The 24,632-nt window shown below is 71.0% G+C and carries 17 protein-coding genes; 9 read left to right on the forward strand and 8 right to left on the reverse strand.

What is annotated here, in order from left to right; all coding sequences use genetic code 11:
• Positions 1 to 402 precede the first annotated feature (402 nt).
• On the forward strand, positions 403 to 1,296 hold the full coding sequence (locus AB0M99_RS03250; protein WP_365916928.1) for an NAD-dependent protein deacetylase: 894 nt from the start codon (positions 403 to 405) through the stop codon (positions 1,294 to 1,296).
• On the opposite strand, the gene AB0M99_RS03255 is transcribed toward AB0M99_RS03250, so the two are convergent.
• Positions 1,293 to 1,718: a crosslink repair DNA glycosylase YcaQ family protein gene (locus tag AB0M99_RS03255; RefSeq protein WP_365917154.1), complete on the reverse strand. Its 426-nt coding sequence runs from the start codon at positions 1,716 to 1,718 to the stop codon at positions 1,293 to 1,295. The two genes, AB0M99_RS03250 and AB0M99_RS03255, sit on opposite strands and share 4 nt — an antisense overlap.
• 19 nt (positions 1,719 to 1,737) lie before the next feature.
• Here AB0M99_RS03255 and AB0M99_RS03260 point away from each other — a divergent pair, with 19 nt between their 5' ends.
• Positions 1,738 to 1,890 carry a hypothetical protein gene (locus tag AB0M99_RS03260; RefSeq protein ID WP_365917166.1) on the forward strand — a complete coding sequence of 51 codons (153 nt, stop codon included), beginning with the start codon at positions 1,738 to 1,740 and terminating at the stop codon, positions 1,888 to 1,890.
• Between the two features lie 249 nt (positions 1,891 to 2,139).
• On the opposite strand, the gene AB0M99_RS03265 is transcribed toward AB0M99_RS03260, so the two are convergent.
• Both AB0M99_RS03265 and AB0M99_RS03270 read right to left on the reverse strand, forming a co-directional pair.
• Positions 2,140 to 3,765 (reverse strand): FG-GAP-like repeat-containing protein, encoded by a 1,626-nt coding sequence (locus AB0M99_RS03265; RefSeq protein ID WP_365916929.1) that lies wholly within the window; start codon positions 3,763 to 3,765, stop codon positions 2,140 to 2,142.
• 316 nt (positions 3,766 to 4,081) lie between these two features.
• Positions 4,082 to 5,326 (reverse strand): extracellular solute-binding protein, encoded by a 1,245-nt coding sequence (locus tag AB0M99_RS03270; RefSeq protein WP_365917155.1) that lies wholly within the window; start codon positions 5,324 to 5,326, stop codon positions 4,082 to 4,084.
• 489 nt (positions 5,327 to 5,815) lie between these two features.
• Between AB0M99_RS03270 and AB0M99_RS03275 the strand changes: the two genes are divergently transcribed.
• Positions 5,816 to 6,049 carry a hypothetical protein gene (locus AB0M99_RS03275; RefSeq protein WP_365916930.1) on the forward strand — a complete coding sequence of 78 codons (234 nt, stop codon included), beginning with the start codon at positions 5,816 to 5,818 and terminating at the stop codon, positions 6,047 to 6,049.
• A gap of 134 nt (positions 6,050 to 6,183) precedes the next feature.
• Complete coding sequence (locus AB0M99_RS03280) at positions 6,184 to 7,548, forward strand: cytochrome P450 (protein ID WP_365916931.1); 1,365 nt, start codon at positions 6,184 to 6,186, stop codon at positions 7,546 to 7,548.
• 263 nt (positions 7,549 to 7,811) lie between these two features.
• On the opposite strand, the gene AB0M99_RS03285 is transcribed toward AB0M99_RS03280, so the two are convergent.
• Positions 7,812 to 8,444, reverse strand: coding sequence for a TetR/AcrR family transcriptional regulator (locus AB0M99_RS03285; protein WP_365916932.1), 633 nt, complete (start codon positions 8,442 to 8,444; stop codon positions 7,812 to 7,814).
• 64 nt (positions 8,445 to 8,508) lie between these two features.
• Between AB0M99_RS03285 and AB0M99_RS03290 the strand changes: the two genes are divergently transcribed.
• From AB0M99_RS03290 to xdhC, 5 genes are all read left to right on the forward strand, one after another.
• Positions 8,509 to 10,176, forward strand: a complete 1,668-nt coding sequence (locus AB0M99_RS03290) for an FAD-binding oxidoreductase (protein ID WP_365916933.1) — start codon at positions 8,509 to 8,511, stop codon at positions 10,174 to 10,176.
• Between the two features lie 154 nt (positions 10,177 to 10,330).
• Positions 10,331 to 11,071: a methyltransferase domain-containing protein gene (locus tag AB0M99_RS03295; protein WP_365916934.1), complete on the forward strand. Its 741-nt coding sequence runs from the start codon at positions 10,331 to 10,333 to the stop codon at positions 11,069 to 11,071.
• Positions 11,072 to 11,528: 457 nt separating this feature from the next.
• Positions 11,529 to 13,034, forward strand: coding sequence for an FAD binding domain-containing protein (locus AB0M99_RS03300; protein WP_365916935.1), 1,506 nt, complete (start codon positions 11,529 to 11,531; stop codon positions 13,032 to 13,034).
• On the forward strand, positions 13,031 to 15,427 hold the full coding sequence (gene xdhB, locus AB0M99_RS03305; protein WP_365916936.1) for a xanthine dehydrogenase molybdopterin binding subunit: 2,397 nt from the start codon (positions 13,031 to 13,033) through the stop codon (positions 15,425 to 15,427). The genes AB0M99_RS03300 and xdhB overlap by 4 nt, the downstream gene beginning before the upstream one ends.
• A gap of 1 nt (position 15,428) precedes the next feature.
• Positions 15,429 to 16,262 carry a xanthine dehydrogenase accessory protein XdhC gene (gene xdhC / locus AB0M99_RS03310; protein ID WP_365917156.1) on the forward strand — a complete coding sequence of 278 codons (834 nt, stop codon included), beginning with the start codon at positions 15,429 to 15,431 and terminating at the stop codon, positions 16,260 to 16,262.
• A 61-nt stretch (positions 16,263 to 16,323) separates the two neighbouring features.
• Here the strand turns inward: xdhC and AB0M99_RS03315 are convergent, their stop codons facing one another.
• The 4 genes from AB0M99_RS03315 to AB0M99_RS03330 form a co-directional block, all read right to left on the reverse strand.
• Entirely contained in the window at positions 16,324 to 18,012 is a 1,689-nt protein-coding gene (locus AB0M99_RS03315) for an IPT/TIG domain-containing protein (protein WP_365916937.1), read from the reverse strand.
• Between the two features lie 270 nt (positions 18,013 to 18,282).
• Entirely contained in the window at positions 18,283 to 21,303 is a 3,021-nt protein-coding gene (locus tag AB0M99_RS03320) for a carbohydrate binding domain-containing protein (protein WP_365916938.1), read from the reverse strand.
• Positions 21,304 to 21,568: 265 nt separating this feature from the next.
• Entirely contained in the window at positions 21,569 to 21,811 is a 243-nt protein-coding gene (locus AB0M99_RS03325; protein ID WP_365916939.1) for a hypothetical protein, read from the reverse strand.
• 367 nt (positions 21,812 to 22,178) lie between these two features.
• Positions 22,179 to 24,566: an Orn/Lys/Arg decarboxylase N-terminal domain-containing protein gene (locus tag AB0M99_RS03330; RefSeq protein WP_365916940.1), complete on the reverse strand. Its 2,388-nt coding sequence runs from the start codon at positions 24,564 to 24,566 to the stop codon at positions 22,179 to 22,181.
• Between the last annotated feature and the right edge of the window lie 66 nt (positions 24,567 to 24,632).

The raw sequence follows: 24,632 nt of genomic DNA on the forward strand, positions 1-24,632 counted from the left end.
GCGGCCGGTGAAGCGGGGGCGGAACACCCCTGCCGCCTTGCGACTCATCCAGTTCTACAGACGCCCCGACCCCCTGGCAACGACCCCTCTTACTAAGAGACCTCGTAGCCGCGGGACCTCGGACCCACCGACCGGGCACCGGGGATCCGTGCAGGTGGCAGCGGGTGCCGGGCGGCTCTGACGGGGCCCGGAAAGCTACTACCCCGATTCGTATGTGACGTGGGTCCTATGGGGCGGGTCACCTCCGGGGCACCCGATTCTCACCGAATGTCACCACTCGTACCCCTCTACAAGGCAGCCCGGGCGGAGGAATCGCCTGGCAATCGGAGGGTGCAAGGGGGCGTGTGCCGTCGTGTGAGAAGGGGCCTGCGCCACGGCCGGCCCCTTCCGTACGCTGGCGGCATGCGCATGCGCCCCCCCCTGAGCTGGACACCCGCCCACGACCTGCCGCCCGGCAGCACGGATCCCGAACCGGTCGCCGAGGCGCTCAGGGCCGGAGGCGTACTGGTACTGAGCGGGGCGGGGATTTCCACGGAGTCGGGCATCCCCGACTACCGGAGCAGCGGCGGGAGCCTCAGTCGGCACACCCCGATGACCTACGAGGAATTCACCGGCAGCCCCGAGGCCCGGCGCCGGTACTGGGCTCGCAGCCACCTCGGGTGGCGTACGTTCGGCCGCGCCCTGCCCAACACGGGGCACCGTGCCGTGGCCGCGTTCGGACGGCGCGGCCTGCTCTCGGGCGTCATCACCCAGAACGTCGACGGCCTGCATCAGGCCGCGGGCAGCGAGGGCGTCGTGGAACTGCACGGGAGCCTGGCCCGGGTCCGCTGCCTTTCGTGCGGCGCCTTCAGCTCGCGCCACGAGCTCGCCCGACGCCTGGAGGACGCCAACGCCGGCTTCGCACCGGTGGCGCCCGGGCTGAACCCGGACGGTGACGCCGACCTCACGCAGGAGCAGGTCGGCGACTTCCGCGTGGTCCCCTGCTCGGAATGCGGTGGCGTCCTCAAACCGGACGTGGTGTTCTTCGGCGAATCCGTTCCGCCGCCGCGGGTCGCGCACTGCCGCGAGCTGGCCGACGGGGCGACTTCGCTCCTGGTCCTGGGGTCCTCGCTGACCGTGATGTCCGGGCTGCGGTTCGTCCGCCAGGCGGCCCGGGCCGGGAAGCCCGTACTGATCGTCAACCGGGACGCGACCCGCGGCGACCAGCACGCCGTCACCCGGGTCGCACTCCCCCTGGGACCGACCCTCACCGCTCTGGCTGCCCGACTGGACGTCCCCGTGAACCTGACGCACTAGCCGTCGGCCAGGCGGCGTTCGACGGGGGGTGCGCAGGCTGGGCCGGATGCGACCTCGCCGAGGAAGGCTGTCAGGCGGGCCGCCTCGGCGGCGACCGCTGCCCCGGCCTCACGGGTCCAGCCGGTCCACCACTTCAGGTCCTCGGTGGTCGAGGGGCCGAAGGACCGTAGATAGCGGATGCAGAGGTCCAGACGGGCGTCGTCGGCCGACACGTCGGGGTGGGGAGCGGCGCGCGCCCAGCGGAACCGGGAGGAGACCCAGCTGCCCAGTGGGCGGCCGCGCCGGATGAGGCCTCGGGACCGAACATGCCGGTCTGGGGGCGGATCTGGTCGGGGTGGTTTCCGTACCGGGTCCGGAAGGCCGCGTCGACGCTGTCCGGGTCGCCGCTGCGGTCCTGGCCGGTGGCGGTGGCGAGGTCCCAGCCGTGCAGCCTGGCCGACCTTGCCCTGCTGGAGAGCCGGGCAGGGGCATCTGCCGCTGGAGCGCGCCCTCGGTCTGCCAGGCGGCCAGGGCTTCCTCGGCGCCTTCGGCGTGGACCTGGCCGGGCTGCCGGTCGCCGATCCGGTCGCGGGCGCAGGGAGGAGTCCGGGGTGACGTTGCAGAGCAGTTGCCCGGTGTGGGTCAGGGCCTTCTCCAGCAGCTGATGCCCTGGGACATGGGGATCGCGCCTCTCCGTGGACGGGATGCCGTGCCGGTACGGCCGGAAGGCCGCTCGGCACGCCGGAGCACCTGCCGCCCTGTTCAGGGCACGGTGCGCCGACAGACCCAGAGTGCACCCCCTTGCGGACAGGAAGTGTCCGCAAGGGGGTCGGCGACGCCGTGATTCCACCCGGCCGCAGCCGTTCAGAAGAGCAGTTCCCCCGCCGGGTAGCCGCTGCCGGTCCTGACAGCGGCCGCGAGTCCGCCCGCGTCATCGGCCTTCAGGAGGAAGAGGCCGCCCGAGGCGCCACGGGCCAGCAGGTCGCTCCTGCCGTCGGCGTTCACGTCTCCCGGGGAGGTCATCGCGTCGTAGCCGGTGAGGCCGGAGGCGATCTTCTGCCGGGGGGCGTAGCCGCCGGACCCGTTCCCCTTGTACAGGTACAGGTCTCCGGCGGAGTCGCGGCCCATCAGGTCGGGCCTGCCGTCGCCGGAGAAGTCCCCCGGCGAGAACAGCAGGTCGTAGATGCCCCAGTTGTTTCCGATCCTGACCGGGGAGGCGTACGCGCTGCCCTCATGGGCGGCGTTGCCAGTATTCCCAGCGTTGCCCGAGTTGCCTGCGTGAAGCCACAGGTCGCCGTTGGCGTCGCGGGTTATCAGGTCCGGCCTGCCGTCCTGCGTGAAGTCCCCGGGTGCGACGACGACGTCGTACGGTGACCAGCCGGTGGCCGCCTGGACCCGGGTGGCCCCCGTGTACGCGCCGCTCGCGTCGGCCGGGTAGTGCCACAGCGTGCCGTTGCCGTCGAGGGCGGCGAGGGTGGTGGTGCCGGGTATGCGGACCACCTTCCTCATCCCGTTCCACCCGGTTCCGACCTTGCACGCGGCGGCCAGGGTGCCGGCACCCCGGCCGTCGTAGCGGAAGAGAGCGCCGGAGGCGTCCCGGCGGAAGAGGGCGCCGGCGGTGGGGGCGACCGTACCGCAGTCGGCCCAGGAGGCCGCTCCCCGCACCATCTGGTGATCGGAGACAGCGGGGTCCTGCGGGAGCGCGTCGCCCTGGGCGGACTTGAAGTGCCGGGAGCTGAGGAGGAGGTAGTCGAGCTTCCGGTCGCCGTGGGTGGGCTCCCCGGAGCGGCAGCGCGTGGCGGTGCCCACCGGGCATACGGCGGGGTCGAAGAAGTCGGTGTCGGTCTCGTCGGCTTCGATGAAGGTCCCCCGGGCGCCGTCGTTGATGCCCGGGTCGTAGAACTCGCTCAGCGGGGCGGTGCGGGGGCCGGCATTGAAATCGCCGCCCAGCACCACGGGTATGCCCTGGTCCTGCCAGGTCCCGGCACGCGCCGCGAGCGCTCGGGCCTCCGCCAGGCGTATGGAGGGGTCCCGCCAGTACAGGTGCACCGAGCAGGCCCAGTTCAGCCGGTTCTGTACGTAGTTCTTCACGCACGGGACCTTGACCGGCTCGACTTCACCGCCGACGATCAGGTCCAGGTCCAGTTCTTCGGTGATCGGGCCCCGGACGAGGACCGCGTTCCCGAAATCCCCGTCACCGCAGCTGGGGTCGGCGCCGGTGAGGGTCGCGCTGTACATGCCGTCGAAGCCCAACGGCCGCAGCCTCGCGAGGATCGCGTCGTACTGGGGCCGACAGACCTCCTGGAGGAAGATCTGGTCGGCGTTCCAGGTGGAGACGGACGCCTGGGCGACGACGCTGTCGATCCGCTTCTTCTCGTCGTACCCCTTGCGCGGGTCGCTGCATTCCTGGCCGCAGATGTTGTAGCTGACGAACCGAAGCGGCGGTGCGGTGGAGGCGGTGACCGTGTCGGCCCGGGCGGGGAGCACCATCGCCGCGACGCCAGCCAGGGCGAGGGCAGCCGAACAGACGGCGCCCCAAGGACTCTTGGAACGGAGGGGCAAGACGAACTCCAGTGACGGGCAGACGGCGGGACCACCTGCGGGGGTGTGCGGCAACCGGCCGGCAGGTGGGCGGACACGTCCGTCCAGCGTGGCCGGACACCCAGTTGGTGCCGGCCGCGCGGCGCGTGGCGCCTGCGACGGAGGTCGGGCCGGTGCAGGGGTAGAGCCTACCGGTGCGTAACTCGGTGATGATCAAGCACCCTTGCCCGGCGCCGCGACCCGGTGAACCGACCCGGCCGCAGCACTAGTTCTCGGCGGTCCGCGCGCCCGCGGCGATGTCGGCCAGTACGGTGGCGGGCCGGCCGCCGGGCTGGACGGACTTGCCCATGTCCTGCTTCATCCTCTGACTGACCCCGGCCCAGGACTTCTTGCCCACGGGGTAGAGCCGGGAGGAGGGAAGGGCCTTGAGGAAGACCTGAAGATGGACCGTGGCGGGGTCGGTGGACCTCATCATTGCCTGGTAGCCGCTGGTCGTCGCGGGCAACAGGCCGTACTTGCCGGTGAACGCGGACACGTTCTTCGCCTCGTAGAGGAAGTCGAGGAAGTGGCCGGCCTCTTTCGGATGGCCGTTCCTGAACGCCATCGCCCAGTCCGCCACGCCCATCGCCCTCGGGTCCGATCCGTCCTCGGTGGGCAGCGGGACGATGCCGATCCTGATGCCCTTGTCCTGGGCCTGTTTGATCAGCGTGGGGTGGCCGTTGAGGATGCCGACCTCGCCGCGGACGAAGGCGTCGAAGGCCTCTTGCCGGTCGAGTCCGCCCGGCTCGACCGGGCCGGTCAGGCCCTGGCCGACGAGCTTGTCCCGCAGGAACTCGAAGGTCTTCACGTTCTGCGCCGAGTCGATCGCATACGCCTCCGCGTCGTTGGTGTAGCCGCCGCCACCCGACAGCATCCACATCATGGACTCGGCCTGCGCCTCTTCCGGCCCCAGCGGCAGCGCGAACGGGGTGCGTACGCCGGAGGCCTTCAGCTTCTTCGCCGCCGCCACCAGGTCGGCCCAGGTACGGGGCTGCCAGGTACCGCCGTCCTTGCCCGTGACGCCCGCGTCGGTGAGCAGGGTCTGGTTGTAGAAGAGCAGCCTGGTGCTGGCGACGAAGGGCAGGCCGTACTGGTCTCCCCGGACCTTCCCGGCGTCGGCGAGCGGCGAGAGGAAGTCGGCCTCGGTCTGGATGGAGAGCAGTTCGTCGGCGGGGTAGAGCTTGCCCGCGTTCGCATAGTCGGCGTAGGCGCCGATCTGCGCGATGTCGGGGGCGCGGCCGTCCTTGACCATCTGCGCGACCTTGGCGTCCACCTCGGACCAGGACACCACGTCGACCTCGACCTTGACGCCGGGGTTGGCCTTCTCGAAGTCGGCGGCGAGGCCCTCCCAGTACGGCTTGCTGGAGTTGGACGGCGTTTCGCCGTACTCGGCGGCCACGACCCGCAGGGTCAACCCGCCCGCGGTGGCGCCGGTTCCGCAGCCGGCAAGGGTGAGGGCGGCCAGGCACATGGCGGTGCCGACCGCCGTCAGGCTCAGGGAAGCGCGCTGCACGTGTTGATCCACCTCTCGCGTCGCACACGACTGCTGGGCGTATGGTCTACACCACTGATGGCGCGTGCCGCATCCCCTCGGACCGAAGGATTTGGAAGCGGCCCCTCCGAAGGGGAGGGCAGCGGAGCCGAGTTGGAACGCAGCGATGGAGCGGTGCGGGCGCGCGGGGTCGCCAAGGAGAGCAGGGCGGTGGCCGCGGGCTCGCTGCCCGAGATGCCGATCCGAGGGTCGATGACTAGTATCAGGCGTAGGTGATTGTGGCAACTGCGGGAAACCACCCATGACCCCCAGTGATCTGCCAGAGCATGTGGGCGCGTGTCCGCACGCGCCGACGCGGATGGTCCGCGGCCCGACACGGCCGCGTTGACGGCGATCCCGTTCCTCACTTTTCGCAAGGGCCACAAGGGGTTCCCGCGTCCATTTCTCGCATGAGAAGGGTTCAGAACCATGCAAGCACTGAGAGTGAAGCGTCTTTTCGCGGTGTCCGCCATCGGTGTTCTGATGGCCGGTGGCGCCGCCCTCGGAGCCGCGGGTACCGCCTCCGCGGCGACCCCCACCCACTCCACCACCTACGTCACCGGCAACGGCTGGGACGATGACGACCGTGGGCACCACCACGGCTGGTACGACGACGATGACGACTGGGGCGGTGGGTACGGCCACGGCGGCGGCGACTGCTGACAACCAAAGGGAGCACTGTGCGGCCCGTTCGCGGGCCGCACAGTGTCATGTCGAGGGTCCGCGACGGGCCCCGGCGGCGGAGGTCCGGCGACGGCGCTCTGGCGCCCTCGCGGGCGCGCTGTCACCATGCGTGCGTGACCGCCACCCTGCCGAAGCCCCCGGGAAGCGAACGCGGACCACGCCGGTGGCCCCTGCTCGGGAACCTGCCGGCCTTCGCCCGCGATCCGCTGGCCTTCTTCGAGTCCTTGCGCGACGAGTACGGGGACTGGGTGCCGTGGGCGCTCGGACCGCAGCGCAACGTGCTGGTCTCCCGTCCCGAGCACGCCGGTGAGCTGCTCGCGGCTGTCGAGGGCACCTTCCGGCCGACCGAACTCGGCTGGGCCTTCCGCCAGTTGCTCGGCAACGGCGTGGTCGTCGCCACCGGGGACGACTGGCGCCGCAAGCGGGCCCTGGTCCAGCCCGCCGTCCGTCCGCGCCAGGTGCGCACCTACGCCGCCGCCATGGTGGAGTGCGCGGACGCGCTGTCCCGCGGCTGGTCGCCGGGCGACCGGATCGACGTGCACCGGGAGATGGCCGGGCTGACCCAGCGGATCGCGGTGCGCACGCTCTTCGGTAGCGACGCCGCGGGCCGGGAGGCCCCGATCAGCGCGGCGATGGCCACGGCTCAGCACGAACTGGGCGCCGAGTTCCGCGGGGTGACGCTGTTCCTGCCGCCGTGGGTGCGGACTCCGGGGCGGCGCCGGATGCGGGCCGCGGTGGGGGTCCTCGACCGGGAGATCGAGCACGTCATACGCGAGCACGAGGCGGCCGCGGCCGCGGGCGAGGGCCGGGACGACCTGCTGAGCCGACTGCTCGCGGCCCGCGACGAGCAGGGGCTGCCGCTGTCGCGCACCGAGGTGCGGGACGAGTCGATCACGCTCTACATCGGCGGCCACGAGACGACCTCCACCACGCTGACCTGGGCCTGGCAACTGCTGTCCGGAGCCCCGGCGGCGCGGGAGCGCCTCACGGAGGAGCTCGACCGGGTGCTCGGCGGGCGGCTGCCCATGTACGAGGACTACGCGCGGCTCCCGTGGACGCAGCAGGTGGTCAAGGAGGCCCTGCGGATCTATCCGCCGATCTGGCTGATCTCGGCGGTGGCGCAGCAGGGCGCCTCGATCGGCGGCCGGGCCGTCGCGACGGGCACCTCGGTGTGGACCAGCCCCTGGTCGGTCCACCGGGACGAGCGGTGGTTCCCGGAGCCGGAGGCGTTCCGGCCGGAGCGCTGGGACGCGGACGCCCCGCAGCCGGTGCCGGAGCACGCGTGGTTCCCCTTCGGCGGAGGCCCGCGGGCGTGCCTGGGCGCACGGTTCGCCCTCGTGGAGGCGGCCCTGGTACTGGCCGTGCTGGGGCAGCGGTTCCACCTGGACACCGGCGCGGTGCGGGCGAAGGTCTTCCCCGGGCTCACCCTCCAGCCGGCGGAGCCGGTCCTGGCGACCCTCCGGCCGAACCGCCCCTGAGCCGTGCGGCCGCGGGCCGGGCAGGCCTGCGGTCCCCCGTCGTCGGGGGGGCGGTCAGCCGGTCAGTGTCCGACCGTGTTCATCAGGATGATCGCCGCCAGGTTCAGGAAGATGACGGCGATGACGCCGCCGAGCGCGAGCCAGGCCCTGCGTGATTCGTCCATGAGGCCACCTCCGACCTCCCGCCATCATGACCCGGTTCCCCGCGGAGCACAGCTCGGCCGGGTACCCCCCGACCCGCGGTGGTGGCTGCCGGCCCCTGGTCAGCCCCGATGCGCGTCGGTGGTGAGGGTGGCGGCTGCCGCGAACAGCCGGGCGCAGCGCTCGGTCATGGCCGCCGGGGTCTGCTCCGGGTGCTTGACCCACCAGCGGACGAGGGTGGCGACGAGGTCCCGCCACACGTACTTGAGCGCGTCGGCGTCCAGCGGATCGGCGGACCCGGCCGCGCGCAGCAGTTCGGCGGTCCCGCCGGCGGCGAGCCGGTCGATGGCCGACCAGTACTCCGAGGCCCGGCGCACGGCCTCGCCGTCGGGCGGGAGGGAGGTGTCGTACAGCACGAACCAGGCCTCCCGCCGCCCCTCCAGGGCGGTGAAGATGGCGTCCAGTACGCGCAGCGGCGTGTGCGGCGCGGTTCCGTCCGGGCCCATCGCCGTACGGATGGTGTCCAGGAGCCGGTCGCCCACGGGGACCAGACAGGCGATGTAGAGGTCCTCCTTGGTGCCGAAGTACTGGTGCAGGAGGGTCTTGGTGACGCCGACGCGCGCGGCGATCGCGGGGAGCGACGCGGCCGCGTAGCCGCGGGTGCCGAACTCCTCCGTGGCGGCCTCCAGCATCTGCTGCCGGCGGTGCTCCCGCGGGACTCCCTTGGTGCCGGCTTTCGAAGAAGGGGTTGCCATGAGCGAATATTATCAGTAGGTAATTTACCTCAAGGTAAATTCCTTCGACCTCCGGAGCCCAGCCATGGCCGGCACCACCCCGCAGCCGCCGACGTCCCGCACCCGCTCCTGGTGGGGGTGGGGCTGGTCGGACGCCCATCCCGACGACGCGGAATGCGCCGCGATGGGCGCGCTGATCCCCGGCACCCTCGCCCGCCCGCTCCCCGTGCCCCGCGTCCGCGACCTGCACGTCGGCGCCCCCGCGGTCGAGGCACCGCAGAGCCTCGCCCACCTGGTCAGTACCGATCCCGCGGACCGCGCCGCCCACTCCATGGGCAAGGCCTACCGCGACGTCGTACGCGCCCTGCGCGGGCGGCCGGGGCGCATACCCGACCTCGTCGCCCGCCCGGTGGACGACCGGGGCGTGGCCGACCTGCTGGACTGGGCCGGTGAACGGGCCGTCGCCGTGGTCCCCTACGGCGGAGGTTCCTCCGTCACCGGGGGCGTGGAGTACCGCGGCGACGCCCACCGGGCAGTGCTCTCCCTCGACCTGACCGCCATGGGCCGCGTCCTGGAGGTCGACGTTGAGGGCCGGGCCGCACGCATCCAGGCCGGCACCCTCGGCCCGAGCCTGGAGGACCAGCTCCGGCCCCACGGCCTCACCCTGCGGCACTTCCCGCAGAGCTTCGAGTTCTCCACCCTGGGCGGCTGGCTCGCCACCCGGGCGGGCGGCCACTACGCCACCGGCCGCACGCACATCGACGACTTCGTGCAGTCGCTGCGCGTCGTCACCCCGGCCGGGACGAGCAGTTCCTGGCGGCTGCCCGCCTCCGGTGCGGGCCCCTCCCCCGACCGGATGTTCCTGGGCTCGGAGGGGGCCCTCGGAGTCATCACCGAGGCGTGGGTCCGGCTTCAGGAGCGCCCCCGCCACAAGGCATCCGCCTCGGTCACGTTCGCCGACTTCCGCGACGGGCTCCGCGCCGTGCGCGCCCTCGCCCAGTCCGACCTCTCCCCCGCCAACTGCCGTCTACTGGACGCCGGGGAGGCCGCGCTGGCGGGGGCGGGACACGACGGAAGGTCCGTACTGGTCCTCGGGTTCGAGTCGGCGGACGAACCGGTGACCGCCCGCCTCGAACGGGCCCTCGACCTGGCCCGCTCACACGGCGGCCGGACGGGAACGCGGCCCGGCGGCGCTACGGTCTACGGTCCGGGCGACGGCGGTTCGGGCGACGGCGGTTCGGGCGACGGCGGTTCGGGCGCAGGACCCGGGGACGCCGCCGTGGGCGCCTGGCGTGCGGCCTTCCTGCGGATGCCCTACCTCCGCGACGGCCTGGCCCGGATGGGAGCCGTGGCGGAGACCTTCGAGACGGCGGCCACCTGGGACCGGCTCCCCGGGCTGATCGACGCGGTGCGCACCGAGGTCGGCGAGGCCGCGCTCAAGGCCACCGGTCACCCTGCGATGGTCAACTGCCGCCTGACGCACGCGTATCCGGATGGCGCGGCGCCGTACTTCACCGTGCTCGCCGCGGGCCGTCCCGGCGACGAGGTGGCCCTGTGGGACGAGCTCAAGGCCGTCGCGGGCGAGGTCCTGCACCGCCACCGGGCCACCATCACCCACCACCACGCCGTCGGGCGCGACCACCGTCCGGGCTACGACCGCCAGCGCCCCGAACCCTTCACCCTCGCCCTGAGGGCCGCGAAGGGTGCGCTCGACCCGCACGGAATCCTCAATCCGGGAGTGCTCATCGACTGAACGAGCACTGCACATTTGGAGTCAACTCGGTATCGGTACCGGCAGGTTCGTGCTTTCCGACAATACGGAGTCCCGTGGACGAGCGGGAAGACTTCCCGTCGAGGGCCGCGGCTCGTTCTGAGAGCCGACGCCACAAATCGAGGGGAACGCCACGATGAGTGGTCAGTTGTACGACGGCATTGGTGAAGCATTCGAAGGCTTCAAGACCCTGCCCATCATTCGCTACGCCGAGGTACCGGGCTTCCTCGCCCTGGTCGGGGACGTAACCGGCAAGTCCGTACTCGACATCGCCTGCGGTACCGGTTTCTACAGCCGGGAACTCAAGCGCCGCGGAGCATCGCGCGTCTTCGGATTCGACATCTCCGGCGCGATGATCGACGCGGCCGGGGCCATCGAGCGGTCCGAGCCTCTCGGAATCGATTACGAAGTCGGTGACACGGCCACGCTGCGGGAGTTCGACCAGCCCTTTGACGTCGCCGTGGCCGTGCAGGCGTTCAACTACGCGAGCGACGTCGCCGAGATCGAGCAGATGATGCACATCATCCGGCGCAGCCTCGTGGCCGGGGGTGCGTTCTACCTGTTCGTGCAGAACCCGGACTACGACTTCACCGGACCCACGCTGGCCAAGTACGGGTTCCTGTGCGAGGCGACCGGCAAGGACAACGAGATCGGCCGGGGGATCCAGCTCACGGCCCTGCTGGATCCGCCGGTCTCCTTCGAGGCCGTCGTGCCCTCGCAGGCGACGTACGAGCAGACGTTGAAGGCGGCCGGATTCACCGGGATCGAGTGGGTGACGCTGGAGGTCTCGGAGGCCGGCATCGAGGAGTTCGGCGAGGAGTTCTGGGCCGACCACAATGCGAATCGGCCGCTGACCATGATCCGCTGCACCGCCTGACGGGACCACGGCGGCGCGGTACACCAGCGGGCTGTCGCCCGGCACCCAGGTGCCGGGCGGCAGCCCGCTGCGGCCGTCCCGCGCGTTTCGGTGGGCGGAACGCATCCGGGCATGTCGGCTTGACCGATGGACCTGCGGCGACGTACCTTCTGGCGCACCGGTCCGTGAGTACATGAATGGAGGCGAAGTCGGATGTCGATCATCTCCGACGCTCATCGCCTCGCTCACGAGACCGCTTGGGCTCCGGGTCGTGTAGCACACGGCTGTTGAGCAGCCCCATTTCCGGTGCGCCCTGTTGCGGCCCCGGAGTTTTTTCGTTTTTCTACCACCGGCTGCGGCACGTTTCTCCGTGCTGTTTCACGCGCCGGGTTCTCGAGCTGCGCCACCCGAAGAAGAAGGCTCCCGAAATGGCGACTAGGACAGGCAGATCCACCATGCTCCGAAACGGGTGCGTCCCGTGGTAGCGGCACGGATTACCGTCAATGGGAAGGAAGCGGCGATCTCACCGGCAGCCCCTCACACCACGGTGCTGGATTTCCTGCGCGACCGTGGCCTCACCGGCACCAAGGAGGGCTGCGCCGAGGGTGAGTGCGGCGCCTGCTCGGTCATGGTGGCCCGTCCCGGGGTGAACAAGCCCACCGACTGGGTGGCTGTCAACGCCTGCCTGGTCCCGGTCGCCGCGCTCGACGGCCAGGAGATCATCACCTCCGAAGGTCTCGCCTCCGCCGGCGCACCCGGCGAGGCGCCCGCGCTGCACCCCGTACAGGAGGAGATGGCCGTCCGCGGCGGCTCCCAATGCGGCTACTGCACACCGGGATTCGTCTGCAGCATGGCGGCCGAGTACTACCGGCCCGACCGCTGCGCGCACGCGGCCTCGGACTCGAACTCGAACTCGGAGTCGGAGTCGGAGTCGGAGTCGGCCATCGGCGGCGACTCCGAGCACGGCCCCAACGGCTTCGATCTGCACGCGCTGAGCGGGAACCTGTGCCGATGTACCGGCTACCGCCCGATCCGCGACGCCGCGTTCGCCGTCGGCACTCCCACGGAGGACGACCCCCTGGCGCGGCGTCGCGAGCAGTTGCCGCCCGAGCCCGCTGCCACCCGGTACACCCAGGACGGCAGCACGTTCCTGCGGCCGAGCACTCTGAGCGACGCGCTGCGGCTGCTGCGCGAGCGGCCCGACGCGGTGGTGGTCGCAGGAAGCACAGACTGGGGAGTGGAGGTCAACATCCGTTCCCGCCGGGCGAATTGCGTGGTCGCGGTCGACCGGCTGCCCGAACTGCGGGAACTGCGGACGGAATCCGACTGCATCGAGATCGGAGCGGCGCTGACGCTCACCGAGATCGAACGCCGCCTCGACGGCAGCGTCCCGCTGCTGGCAGAGCTGTTCCCGCAGTTCGCGTCCCGGCTCATCCGCAACGGTGCGACGCTCGGCGGCAATCTGGGTACCGGCTCCCCCATCGGAGACAGCCCGCCGGCGCTGCTCGCGCTGGAGGCATCGGTGGTACTCGCCGACGCCGACGGTGAGCGCGAGGTCCCGCTGGCGGACTACTTCACGGGCTACCGGCAGAGCGTTCGCCGTCCCGGCGAGCTGATCCGCGCGGTGCGCATCCCGCTGCCGCCGGCGCCGGTCACGGCCTTCCACAAGATCGCCAAGCGGCGCTTCGACGACATCTCCAGCGTGGCGGTCGCCTTCGCGCTCGACATCGAGGACGGAGTCGTCCGCAAGGCGCGCATCGGCCTGGGCGGCGTGGCCGCCACCCCGATCCGCGCCCTCGCCACCGAGGCGGCCCTGGAGGGCAAGCCGTGGGCGGCGGACACCGTCGAGGCGGCGTCCCGGGTGCTCCGGGCCCAGGGCACGCCGATGGACGATCACCGTGCCAGCGCCGAGTACCGCTCCGCGATGCTCGGCCAGAGCCTGTTGAAGTTGTACGCGCGAACCACCGAGGCGGTGTCGTCATGAGCCATCTGTCCGAACGTCCCGAAAAGCCCGTCGTCGGCGTTTCGATGCCGCACGAGAGCGCAAGCCTGCACGTCACCGGCGCCGCGCTCTACACCGACGACCTGGTCTCCCGTACCAAGGACGTGCTGCACGCCTACCCGGTCCAGGTCATGAAGGCCCGCGGCAGGATCACCGGGCTGCGCCCCGAGCCCGCGCTCTCCGTGCCCGGTGTGGTCCGCGTACTGACCGTGGCCGACGTGCCCGGGGTCAACGATGCCGGGATGAAGCACGACGAACCCCTGTTCCCCGACGAGGTCATGTTCCACGGCCACGCGGTCGCCTGGGTGCTCGGCGAGACCTTGGAAGCGGCCCGGCTCGGTGCGGCGGCCGTCGAGGTGGATCTCGACGAACAGCCCTCCCTGGTCACGCTGGAGGACGCGATCGCCGCCGGCAGTTTCCACGGCGCCCGGCCCGTGATGCTGGCCGGTGACGTCGAGGCCGGATTCGTGGAATCCGCGCACGTGTTCAGCGGCGAGTTCCAGTTCTCCGATCAGGAGCACTTCTACCTCGAAACGCATGCGGCGCTGGCCCTGGTCGACGAGAACGGTCAGATGTTCGTCCAGAGCAGCACCCAGCATCCCTCGGAGACCCAGGAGATCGTCGCGCACGTACTCGGCCTGCACAGCCACGAGGTGACCGTCCAGTGCCTGCGCATGGGCGGCGGCTTCGGCGGCAAGGAGATGCAGCCGCACGGGTTCGCGGCCGTCGCCGCGCTCGGCGCCAAGCTGACGGGTCGGCCCGTACGGGTGCGGCTCAACCGGACCCAGGACCTGACCATGTCCGGCAAGCGACACGGCTTCCACGCCGCGTGGAAGATCGGCTTCGATGCCGAGGGCCGCATCCAGGCGCTGGACGCCACTTTGACGGCGGACGGCGGGTGGAGCCTGGACCTGTCCGAGCCGGTGGTGGCGCGCGCGCTGTGCCACATCGACAACACCTACTGGATCCCCAACGCGCGCGTCGCCGGGCGCATCGCCAGGACCAACAAGGTCTCCAACACCGCCTTCCGCGGCTTCGGCGGACCGCAGGGCATGCTGGTGATCGAGGACATCATGGGGCGGTGCGCGCCGCTCCTCGGCCTGGATCCCATGGAGTTGCGGGAGCGCAACTTCTACCGGCAGGGCCATTCGACGCCGTACGGGCAGCCGGTCACCCACCCCGAGCGGATCTCCACGGTCTGGCGCCAGGTCCAGGACGACGCGGGGATCGCCGACCGCCGGCGTGAGATCGCGGCCTTCAACGCCGCGCACCAGGACACCAAGCGGGCGCTCGCGCTCACGGGGATCAAGTTCGGGATCTCGTTCAACCTCACCGCCTTCAACCAGGCCGGTGCTCTGGTGCTGATCTACAAGGACGGCTCGGTCCTGATCAGCCACGGCGGCACCGAAATGGGGCAGGGCCTGCACACCAAGATGCTGCAGGTGGCCGCGACCACGCTCGGCATCCCGCTGCACAAGGTGCGACTGGCCCCCACGCGTACTGACAAGGTCCCCAACACCTCTGCCACCGCAGCCAGTTCCGGGGCGGACCTCAACGGTGCGGCGGTGAAGAACGCCTGCGAGCAGTTGCGCGGGCGACTGCTCCAGGTGGCCGGGACCCAGCTGGGTGCGAACGCCGCCGACGTACGCATCGTCGAGGGGGTCGCGCGCGTCCTGGGCAACGACAAGGAACTGCTCTGGGACGACCTGGTGCGCACCGCGTACTTCCAGCGGGTCCAGTTGTCCGCGGCCGGTTTCTACCGGACCGAAGGCCTGCACTGGGACGCGAAGAGCTTCCAGGGCTCCCCGTTCAAGTACTTCTCCTACGGCGCGGCCGCGACCGAGGTGGAAGTGGACGGGTTCACCGGTGCGTACCGCATCCGGCGGGTGGACATCGTGCACGATGTCGGCGACAGCCTGTCCCCGTTGATCGACATCGGTCAGGTCGAGGGCGGTTTCGTGCAGGGCGCGGGCTGGCTGACGCTGGAGGACCTGCGCTGGGACACCGGCGACGGCCCGAACCGCGGCCGGCTGCTGACCCAGGCCGCGAGCACCTACAAGCTGCCGAGCTTTTCGGAGATGCCCGAGGAGTTCAACGTCAGGCTGCTGGAGAACGCCACCGAGGAGGGCGCGGTCTACGGGTCCAAGGCGGTCGGTGAGCCTCCGCTGATGCTGGCGTTCTCGGTACGCGAAGCGTTGCGGCAGGCGGCAGCGGCCTTCGGGCCCGCCGGAGTCAGTGTGGAACTCGCCTCCCCCGCGACACCGGAGGCCGTGTACTGGGCGATCGAAGCGGCCCGCGGCGGCGCGGCGCCGGTCGGCGTCGCCGGCGGCCGCAGCGGGGTCCCCACCGACGTGAGCGCTTTGAGCGATGCCTGACATGTCCTGGGTGGCCGCGGTCGCGGGGTTGCGGGCCCGCCGGGAACCCGGCGTGCTGGTGACCGTCGCGACCGTACGCGGCCACGCGCCCCGCCGGGCCGGTGCCAAGCTCGTCGTCGGCCGGAGCGAGACCTGGGGTTCGATCGGCGGCGGCAACATCGAGGCCGTCGCGATCGACCGGGCCCGCGAGCTCATCGGCACGCCCGGGGCGGATGCGGAACTGATGGAGTTCGCCCTCAACGACAAGGTCACCGGCCGACACGGCGTGCAGTGCTGCGGCGGGGCCGTCGGCGTACTGCTCGAACCGCTGCCGGTGGTCCAAGCGGTGGCGATCTTCGGCGTCGGGCACGTCGGGCTGGAGTTGGCTCGCATCCTGGCCCGCCACAGCCTCGATCTGCACCTGATCGACTCCCGCGCCGAGGTGCTCGCCGAGGAACGGCTCGATGTGCTCGCCGATGCGGTGGCACGGATCCGCGTCCACCACACGCCGCTGCTTCCGGAGGAGGTGCTCGCCGAGGTGCCGCCCGGCACGCACGTCCTGATCATGACCCACGATCACGCGGAGGACGCCGCCCTGTGCGACGCCGCCCTCCGGACCCCCGGTCTCGGGTCGATCGGGCTGATCGGCTCGGCCGCCAAGTGGTCGCGGTTCCGGCAACGTCTGTCCGCCGAGGGCGGCCACGATGCCGCCGCCATCGACCGGATCAACACCCCGATCGGAATGGCCGGGATCACCGGCAAGGAACCCGCGACGATCGCGGTGAGCGTCGCGGCGGACCTGCTGCGGACCTTCGAACGGACCGCCCCTGCAACCGCCCCCGAGCAGCACTGGTGAGAGACCGGACACCCGCTCCGGGCGGCCGGACGCGCAGACCGCGCGTCCGGCCGCCCGGGTCTTACGGGCAGGTGACCAGGACGATGGAGATGGCGGTGCAGGTGACGGTCGCGGTGTCGTTGGCGCGGTTGGGGTCGATGGGCGCGGAAGCGGTGCGCGCGCCGGTGACCTTGACCGGGCCGAGGGTCAGCAGGTGCAGGGGGACGCGGAACGTCTTGCTCGCGCTCGCGTTGTTGGCGATCGTCCCGTAGGTGCAGGTGACCGTGGTGGCGGCGCTCGTGCATCCGGCGGACAGGTTGGCGGCAGAGGCGCCGGGCGGGAGCGTGGCGGTCAGGGTCGCGGAGGTGACGTGTCCGGGACCGGTGTTGTGGGCGGTGAGGGTGTAGGTCAGGTAGGGCGCCAGGAGGCTCAGTTGCGGCTGGGCGGTGAGGTTGACGTCGATGTCCGCGGGCGGCGCGAGGTAGGTGTACTGGCCGGCCGCGGTCACGGGGCTGGTGCCGCCGGGGGTGGTGACCCGCACGTCGACGGTGCCGGGCGCGTGGGCGGGGGTGGTGGCGGTGCAGGAGGTGGCGGTGCAGCTGACGCCGGTGGCGGGGGTCGCGCCGAAGGTGACGGCGGTGGCGCCGGTGAGGTTGGTGCCGGTGACCGTGACGACGGCGCCGCCCGCTGACGGGCCGGAAGCCGGGCTGATGCCGGTCACGGCCGGTGTCGCCGCCGGGCCCACGCTCAGCACGTCGAGGGTCTGGCTGCCGTTCTTCACGACGTACACCAGGGTGCCGTCCGGGCTCAGCCCGGCATCGACGGGGCCGCCGCCGACCGAGGTGTTACCGGTGACGGTGTTCGTCGCGGTGTCGACCGCCGACAGGGTGTTGCTGCCGATGTTGGGCACGTACGCGGTCGTGCCGTCGGGGCTGACCGCCGCGCCGCCCGGGTTGGCCCCGGTGGTGATCGTCGTGGTGACGGTGAGCGTGGCCGGGTCCACCACGGACACGAAGTCGTCGTTGCCGTGGCTGACGTACACGGCTCCGGTGACCGGGTTGACCGTGACCGCGAACGGCTGGTCGCTCAGTGCCACGTTCGCGGTCACGGTGAAGGTGGCGGTGTCGATGACGCCCAGCGTGTTGTCGCCGACGTTGGTGACGTAGGCGCGCGCGCCGTCGGGGCTGAAGGCGACGTCGCGGGCGAACGGGCCGACGGTGAGCGATGCGGCGACGGTGTTGGTGGCGGTGTCGATGAGACGGACCGACCCGTTGGGGTAGGCGGAGTCGACGACGTAGGCCTGGGTGCCCGCCGGGTTGACCGCCACCGTTCTCGGGTCCTGGATCCCCGTGATGGTGGCCGTCGCCGTGTTGGTGGCGGTGTCGACGACGCTGACCGTGGCTGCGCCGCGGTTGACCACGTACAGGTGCGCGTTGTCGGGGGTGACCGCGAGCCCGGCCGGGCCGTTGCCGACGGCGATGGTGGCGCCGACGGTGTTGGTGGCGGTGTCGAGCACGGTGACGGTGTTGCCGGGAGTGCCCATGAAGACGCCGGAGTTGCTGACGTAGACGTGCTTGCCGTCCGGTGCCACGGCCAGGTTCTCGGGGTTCGCGCCCAGCGGTACGGTGGCGATCACGGTCGGCGTGACCGCGGCCGCCGGCGTGGCGCTCAGGGCGCCCAGGCCGGTCAGCGTGAGGGCGAACGCGGCGGCCAGTGCGGTGCGGCGCCGTCTGCGGATGCGGTGCGGGCGTAACCGGGTGATCGCGGACACAGTGAATCCCCCTCGAAAGGCCGCGGCACGACGGCGGGAAGCGGAGGCCCCCGGGAACCGGCGGTGGCGCGGTCGCACGAAAACGCCCCGTGCCGTCGGCGTCAACCACCCCCGCGGACAACAGGCGCGTCGCCGACATCGTTCCAGCGAACATCACCCGCCGCGCGAAAGCTTCGTAGTTGTCCATTTCAGATCAAGTGATGACCGGTTCGGTGATCTGAATGTCCGCTCGCACCACCCGACTCCCCCGGCCGCCGCGATGACCGGCGGCTACTTCAGGTAGGGGCCCGGGGCTCCGACCTGGCCCGGGGCGGCGTTGCGGCCGCCGAGGTCCAGCACGTAGACCCGTAGATTGCCCTTGCCGGGGGCGGCGACGGACAGCTTGCCGTCGGTGACCGTCCTCACGTCGCCGGTCACGGCGTCCCTGTACGTGCCGTTGGGGACTCCGGTGTAGGTGGCGCCGCCGGAGACGGTGACGAGCGCGAAGTTGTCGACGCCGGTGGCGGCGTCGGTGTACCGGCGCTTGAAGGCCATGCCGCCGGAGATTCCCTCGGTCGAGTACTGGCCCATCTGCAGCGCCGGGACGGCCCGGCGGATCTCGTTCAGCCGCTGGAGGTGCTTGGCGAGGGGCGCGTCGAGGGTGGCGGCGACGGCTCCGGTGGCGGTGGCGACCTTGGAGAAGCCGGATGCGGTGACCGATCCCGCGATCTTGTCGCCGTAGTAGGCCCGGCCGGTGGTGGCGAGCGGGCAGGTCGGGCCGCAGTCGATCTGCTTTCCGGCCTGGAACTCGATCTCCGAGCCGTAGTACAGGGTCGGGATGCCGCGGAAGGTCCACATCAGGGCCATGTTCTCTGCCCAGGCGTCGGTGCCGCCGGCGTAGCGGGTGGAGGATTTGCCCGGTCCGAAGTCGTGGCTGTCGACGTACACGACGTTGTAGGTGGCGTCGTTGTAGCTGTCGTCGCTGTCCTTGCCGTTCTGGAAGGCGTTGTTCGCGTCGCCGAAGTTCATGTGCATGCGCATGTCGATGACGTTCATGCCGGAGGACATGCTGTGGTCGGGGGCGTGGTAGAGGTTCCCGTTGAGGAAGGCGTTGCCACTGGTGGGCTGCTTGGCCGGGTCGTTGTCGGTGGTGTACTGCTGGACGGCGGCGGTCGCGTCGTCGGCGCTGTAGGACGCGCTGTCCTTCCAGGTGTAGTACTGGGCGGACTGGTTGGCCGATCCGCGGTTCCACTTGTCGTTGACGAAGGCGCCGACCTCGCCGAACACGTAGAAGTCGGCCGCCTTCTGGGCGCCGAACTGCTGGGCGACGCGCTGCTGGAGGGCGGGCAGGAAGCGCCGGTTCCAGGTGACGCGCGGGATGTGCACGGCGGTGTCGATGCGGAAGCCGTCGACGCCCATGTCGATGTACTTGTTGTACGCACCGATCAGGTAGTTCTGCACGGCGGGGTTCTCGGTGTTGAAGTCGGCGAGGTCCTCGTGGATCCAGCAGGAACGGGCGTCCTCGCCCTCCCAGTTGCCGATCCAGCACTGGTGGTACAGGGCCTTGGGGAACATTCCCGATGTGGGGCTGGGCCACTGGCAGTTGTAGATGGTGTAGCCCTCGGCGCTCTTGTACTGGGTGGGCACGCCCCAGTTGACGCAGGTGTTGCCGGCCGGTTCGGCAGTCGACCACAGGTCGCCGTTGTAGTACGACTTTCCGCTCTTGGGGTCGACGGTGAGGCCGTCGTACTCGAAGCCGGTCTGCTTCTCGTCGTAGTACCAGGACCACTGCGCGTCGCGCACGCCGTAGACGGTGGGGGTGAACAGGCCCTTGGCTCCCCAGCGCGAGCTGTGGTTGTAGACCACGTCCTGGTAGATCTTGACGCCCTTGGCGTGGGCGGCGTTGATGAGGTCCTGGTAGGAGGCTCCGGCCGATTCGAGGCGGGGATCGACCTTGTAGAAGTCGTATCCGTGATAGCCGTGGTAGTCGTAGTCGGAGCGGTTCAGGACGACCGGAGTGATCCAGATCGCGGAGAAGCCGAGGGCCTTGACGTAGTCCAGCTTTTCGACGAGGCCCTTGAAGTCCCCGCGGAACATCGGGTCGTTGTTGGCCGCGTTGCCGGATTTCACGTTCTGGCTGCCGCCCCGGTTGTTGGCGCTGTCGCCGTCGTTGAAGCGGGCGGTGAGCACGAAGTAGATCGGGTCCTTGCGGGGGTCGCCTCCCAGCGGGGCGGACCCGGCGGGGGCGGGCGGCCGGGTACCCGTGGTGGTGACGGCCTCGGCGGAGGCGCCGGACAGGTTCCCGGCGGCGTCCACCGCCTTCACCGTGTAGGAGTAGGCGGTCCGCTCCTCCAGGCCGGATTCGGTGAGGACCGTGGAGGTGGTGCTGGTGACGACGGCACCCTGGGATCCGCCGGTTCGGGTCACCTGGTATCCGGTCACACCCCGGTCGTCCGTGGCGGCGTCCCAAGTGACGACGGCGGACACGTCGGTGGCGGTGGCCTGCACCCGGGAGGGCACGGAGGGCGCGGTGGTGTCCGGCACGGCGGCGGCGCACGGGTCGGCGGCGTTCGCGGTGACCTTGGAGTCCTTCACCGTGGTCGGGCCCGGGCCGAGGGCGTAGTTCTTGCCGCCGTTGTTGTCCCAGGTGCCGTTGCCGTTGTTGAAGGTGGCGGCGAGTCCGGTGGCCGAACCGAGCGGGACCGTCTTCTTCACCCACCCCGCGCAGGCCGGGTCCATGCCGATGCCCGGCACCGTGGTCCAGGAGCCGCCGCTCGGCGCCCAGTGCAGGTTGACGGTCGGCCAGCCGACCGTCGTGGTCGAGTAGTAGACGGTGGCGGTCGCGCCCGTACCGGTTCCGGTTCCGGGGTCCGTCGCGCACGGGTCGCTGTGCGCCACGACACCGTCCTTGACGGTGATCACGCCGGTTCCCAGGGCGTAGTTCTTGCCCCCGTTGTTGTCCCAGGTGCCCTGGCCGTTGTTGAAGGTCGCCTGGAGGCCGGCGGCCGCGCCCAGGCTGACCGTCTTCTTCACCCAGTCCGTGCAGGCCGGCTCCATGCCGGTACCGGGGACCGCCGTCCAGCTGCCGCCGTCCGGCGCCCAATGCAGGTTGTATGCGGTCCAGTTGCGGGTCTTGGTGTAGTAGAAGACCGTCGCCGTGTTGTCGGCCGCTGCTGCTGCCGCCGTGCCGGTCGTCGGGGTGGCCCCGGCGGAGGCGCCGACGACCGGCAGCGCGGCCGCCAGGCATCCGGCGACGGCCGCGGCCAGGGCCGCCGAACGCCCCCCGTGACGTGATCGCGTACGTGATCTCAAGTTCTGCTCCTCGAAGCGGGGCCCAACAGCCCTTCGGCTTCGCGGCATTGAAAACTTGCCGCAAGGTTTTGCGGCAGGCTAATGGCCTGGCTACCAGCAGGTGAAGCCCTCGAGAACCAGAAATCTCGCCACCCTCCCGGCTCGATCGACCCGATGAGCGCCCTTTTCGGGAGAAGCCGTGCAATATCTTGCGGCAAGGAATGGCAGCGTCGACGCTCCGCCCGCACGGCCGGCCCCGGAAAGTTCCCGGAGCCGGCCGTTTCCGTCAGTAGCGGACCCAGAGGACGATGACGTCCTGGCGGGTGGAGCTGAGGGGCTCGCAGAGGAAGATCGGGCCCCAGATCCGGTACCCCGCCTGACCGGTGGCCTGGCAGTCGGCGTACGAGCTGTGGTGGCTGCGTGCGTAGAAGCCGGGGCCGGGGGCGGCCTCGGCCGTGCCGGCGACGCCGAGCGCGAGGGCTCCGGCGGTAGCGACGGTGGCGAGGGCGGCTGCTGCGCGGCGGTACATGGCATGTCCTCCTGAAAATGCCGGGATGCCCCGGCAGAGTGCCTGACGATGCGATGTGGTGCGGTACGTACCGGCTGCGCAGCCGAGCACGAACGTACCGTCACCAACAGGGCCGCACAATAGGTCTAGGCCAATATGCCGACACGTCGCGGGCTGCCGGGGCGAGCTGTCGCCTAATCCTCGAAAGGGACGAACCGCGCCAACGAGGCCCAGTCCAGGGGACTCACGATCGCGGCCAGGCGGTCGAAGGGGTCCTGCGAAGCCGCTTGGAACCACATCAGCGAGAGCTCCGTATGCCCGGGATCTGCGATGTCCTCGGGCTGCCACCAGGACGTCAGCCGAGCACGAACCGTCTCCCGCGGCAGAATCAGCGACCCGCCGGATTCGTCGGCCCGCCTCGGGTCGTGCGGACGCATTCGATCAGGTAGTCGCCGCTCTCGGGGTCCACGGTCACCCCGTGGGCCTCGCTGTGGAAGCCCGGGAAGGCCCGGTCGAAGGCCTCCAGGGCGCGCAGGTACCGCAGCAGCGGGCCGTCCGGGTCGCCGGTGGACTCCCCCGGCATCAGTACGGGAATCCCGGGCGGGGTCACCGTCACCATGGCCGCGGCCACCCGCCCGGCCGCCTCGGCCAGCCGTACGCGCTCGGTGCCGCCCCGCACCAGCAGTTGGTAGCAGTGACGCGGCGGGGCCACCGGCTCCGGGAGCTCCTGGAAGGCCGCGTCGAGGGCGTCGATCAACTCGGCGCGGGTCAGGTGCTCGTGCATCTGCCGGCACAGCGCGCCGAGGGTCGTACGGCCGTAGCGTCGCGGGAACCGCTCGACCAGGTCCGGCAGCGCCTGGTCCAGCGGGACGTCCGCGTCGTGGAGGGCCTTGAAGTCCATGAGGGCGTCCATCAGGGTGCCCCACTTGCCCTTGGTGATGCCCATGGAGAAGAGGATGAGCGTGGAGTAGCTGTCGGTCTTCTCCACGACGATCCCGCGTGCCGCCAGATAGGCGGTGAGGATCCGCGCCGGGATGCCCCAGTCGCCCTTGCCTCCCGCGGCCGTCACCCCGGGGCAGGTCAGGGTGACCTTGACCGGGTCCAGCAGGCAGTAGCCCTCGGTGAGGCCGGCGAAGCCGTGCCAGTCGGCGCCCGGCTCCAGGTGCCAGCAGGAGGGCTCGCGGCTCAGCAGCGACGGCGGTGCGTCCGCGAACTCGATACGGGTGCCGGTCGCCGGATCGGTGACGGAGTCGGGCTGCCACACGCCGAAGAACCAGTCCGGGCGGTCCGCGGCGGCGGTGATGCGGCGCCCGGTGCGTACGACGGCCTGACGGAACCGGATCGCTTCGGTCACCGCCTCGTCGATCAGCCAATGGCCCTGCGGTCCGTCCATCATGGCCGTGGCCACGTCCAGGGAGGCGATCGCCGGATACAGCGGCGAGGTGGTGCCGTGCATCATGAACGCCTCGTTGAACCGCTCGTGTTCGACGGGGGCCCGGGGTGCCGTGCGGACGTGGACCATCGCGCACTGGGAGAGGGCGGCGAGCAGTTTGTGCGTGGAGTGGGTCGCGAAGACCGTCGGCCGACCCGGCCCGGCGTCCGGGGCAGTGCCCGCGTCCGCGTCGGGGAAGGTGTCGGGTCCGATGGCCATCCCGTAGCGGCCCGCGTACAGCGGATGGAAGCGGGCGTACGCGAACCAGGCCTCGTCGAAGTGCAGGCGCGGGGTGCTCGGCGCCAAGGCCCTCGCCACGGCGACGGTGTCGTAGCACAGGCCGTCGTAGGTGGAGTTGGTGACCACCGCGTACTGGGCGTCCGAGGAGACGGCGCCGGGCGTGAGCGGGTTCGCGGCGATCCTCGCGGCCACCGACGCCGGGGCGGTCACGGCGGGCGGCAGGGGGCCTGCGAGCCCGTAGCCGTTGCGGGTCGGTACCAGGTAGACGGGGCGTGCCCCGGAAATCACCAGCCCGTGCAGTACGGACTTGTGGCAGTTGCGGTCGACGAGCGCGATCTCGTCGTCCGTCACGCTGTAGTGGCCGACCATCCGGTCCGCCGTCGAGTCGCCGTGCAGGACGAAGTAGGTCCGGTCGGCGCCGAAGACGCGGGCCGCGTTGCGTTCGGCCTCGCCGATCGGACCGCTGTGCTCGAAGAGCGACCCGAGCTCACCGACCGAGATCGACAGGTCGGTACGGAACAGCCGTTCCCCGTAGTAGTCGAAGAACGCGCGGCCGGCCGGGGACTTGAGGAAGGCGACGCCGCCCGAGTGGGCGGGCGTGTGCCAGGAGTACTCGTGGGAGTCCTCGAACCGGCGCAGGGCCTTGAAGAACGGAGGCAGCAGGTCCCGCTGGTAGCCGTGCGACGCCGTGGCCACGCGGCCCGCGATGAAGGACGGAGTGTCCTCCAGCGGCCAGATGTAGCCCACCACCGTCTCCGAGACCCACAGCGGCAGCCGTTCCAGGTCCTGGTCGGAGTCGTCCGCCATCACCAGGAAGACCGGCAGGTCCTTGAAGCGCCGTCCGATGTGTCGCAGGACGTCCCCGCCGCCGCCCTCCTCGACCGCACCGCCCGCCGCTCGCGGCAGGTCCCAGGCGACCACCGCCGCGGCGAGGCCCGCCTCGGTCTGCAGGGCGGCCCGCGCGTCGCGGGCACTCGGTGCCCAGCGCAGTTCCAGACCCCGGTTCTCCAGTTCCTTCCCGATGCGCCGCAGTTGCTCGGCGCTGACGCCGCCGCCCATCGGGTTCTCCCGCAGTGCCAGCAGGACCGTACCGCTCGGTGTCATTTCCGCTCCCCCGTGCCCTGGAGTACGGCTGTCCGTACTGGGGCACAGTCTCCCGGGGCTCCTGGC

The sequence above is a fragment of the Streptomyces sp. NPDC051183 genome, assembly GCF_040682455.1.
Taxonomy (GTDB): domain Bacteria; phylum Actinomycetota; class Actinomycetes; order Streptomycetales; family Streptomycetaceae; genus Streptomyces.

Bases quoted from the DNA above. Each gene is read 5' to 3' on its own strand.
- AB0M99_RS03250 (WP_365916928.1), top strand. From the start codon at position 403: ATGCGCATGCGCCCCCCCCTGAGCTGGACACCCGCCCACGACCTGCCG.
- AB0M99_RS03265 (WP_365916929.1), bottom strand. From the start codon at position 3,765: ATGGTGCTCCCCGCCCGGGCCGACACGGTCACCGCCTCCACCGCACCG.
- AB0M99_RS03270 (WP_365917155.1), bottom strand. From the start codon at position 5,326: ATGTGCCTGGCCGCCCTCACCCTTGCCGGCTGCGGAACCGGCGCCACC.
- AB0M99_RS03275 (WP_365916930.1), top strand. From the start codon at position 5,816: ATGCAAGCACTGAGAGTGAAGCGTCTTTTCGCGGTGTCCGCCATCGGT.
- AB0M99_RS03285 (WP_365916932.1), bottom strand. From the start codon at position 8,444: ATGGCAACCCCTTCTTCGAAAGCCGGCACCAAGGGAGTCCCGCGGGAG.
- AB0M99_RS03290 (WP_365916933.1), top strand. From the start codon at position 8,509: ATGGCCGGCACCACCCCGCAGCCGCCGACGTCCCGCACCCGCTCCTGG.
- AB0M99_RS03295 (WP_365916934.1), top strand. From the start codon at position 10,331: ATGAGTGGTCAGTTGTACGACGGCATTGGTGAAGCATTCGAAGGCTTC.
- xdhB (WP_365916936.1), top strand. From the start codon at position 13,031: ATGAGCCATCTGTCCGAACGTCCCGAAAAGCCCGTCGTCGGCGTTTCG.
- xdhC (WP_365917156.1), top strand. From the start codon at position 15,429: ATGTCCTGGGTGGCCGCGGTCGCGGGGTTGCGGGCCCGCCGGGAACCC.
- AB0M99_RS03325 (WP_365916939.1), bottom strand. From the start codon at position 21,811: ATGTACCGCCGCGCAGCAGCCGCCCTCGCCACCGTCGCTACCGCCGGA.
- AB0M99_RS03330 (WP_365916940.1), bottom strand. From the start codon at position 24,566: ATGACACCGAGCGGTACGGTCCTGCTGGCACTGCGGGAGAACCCGATG.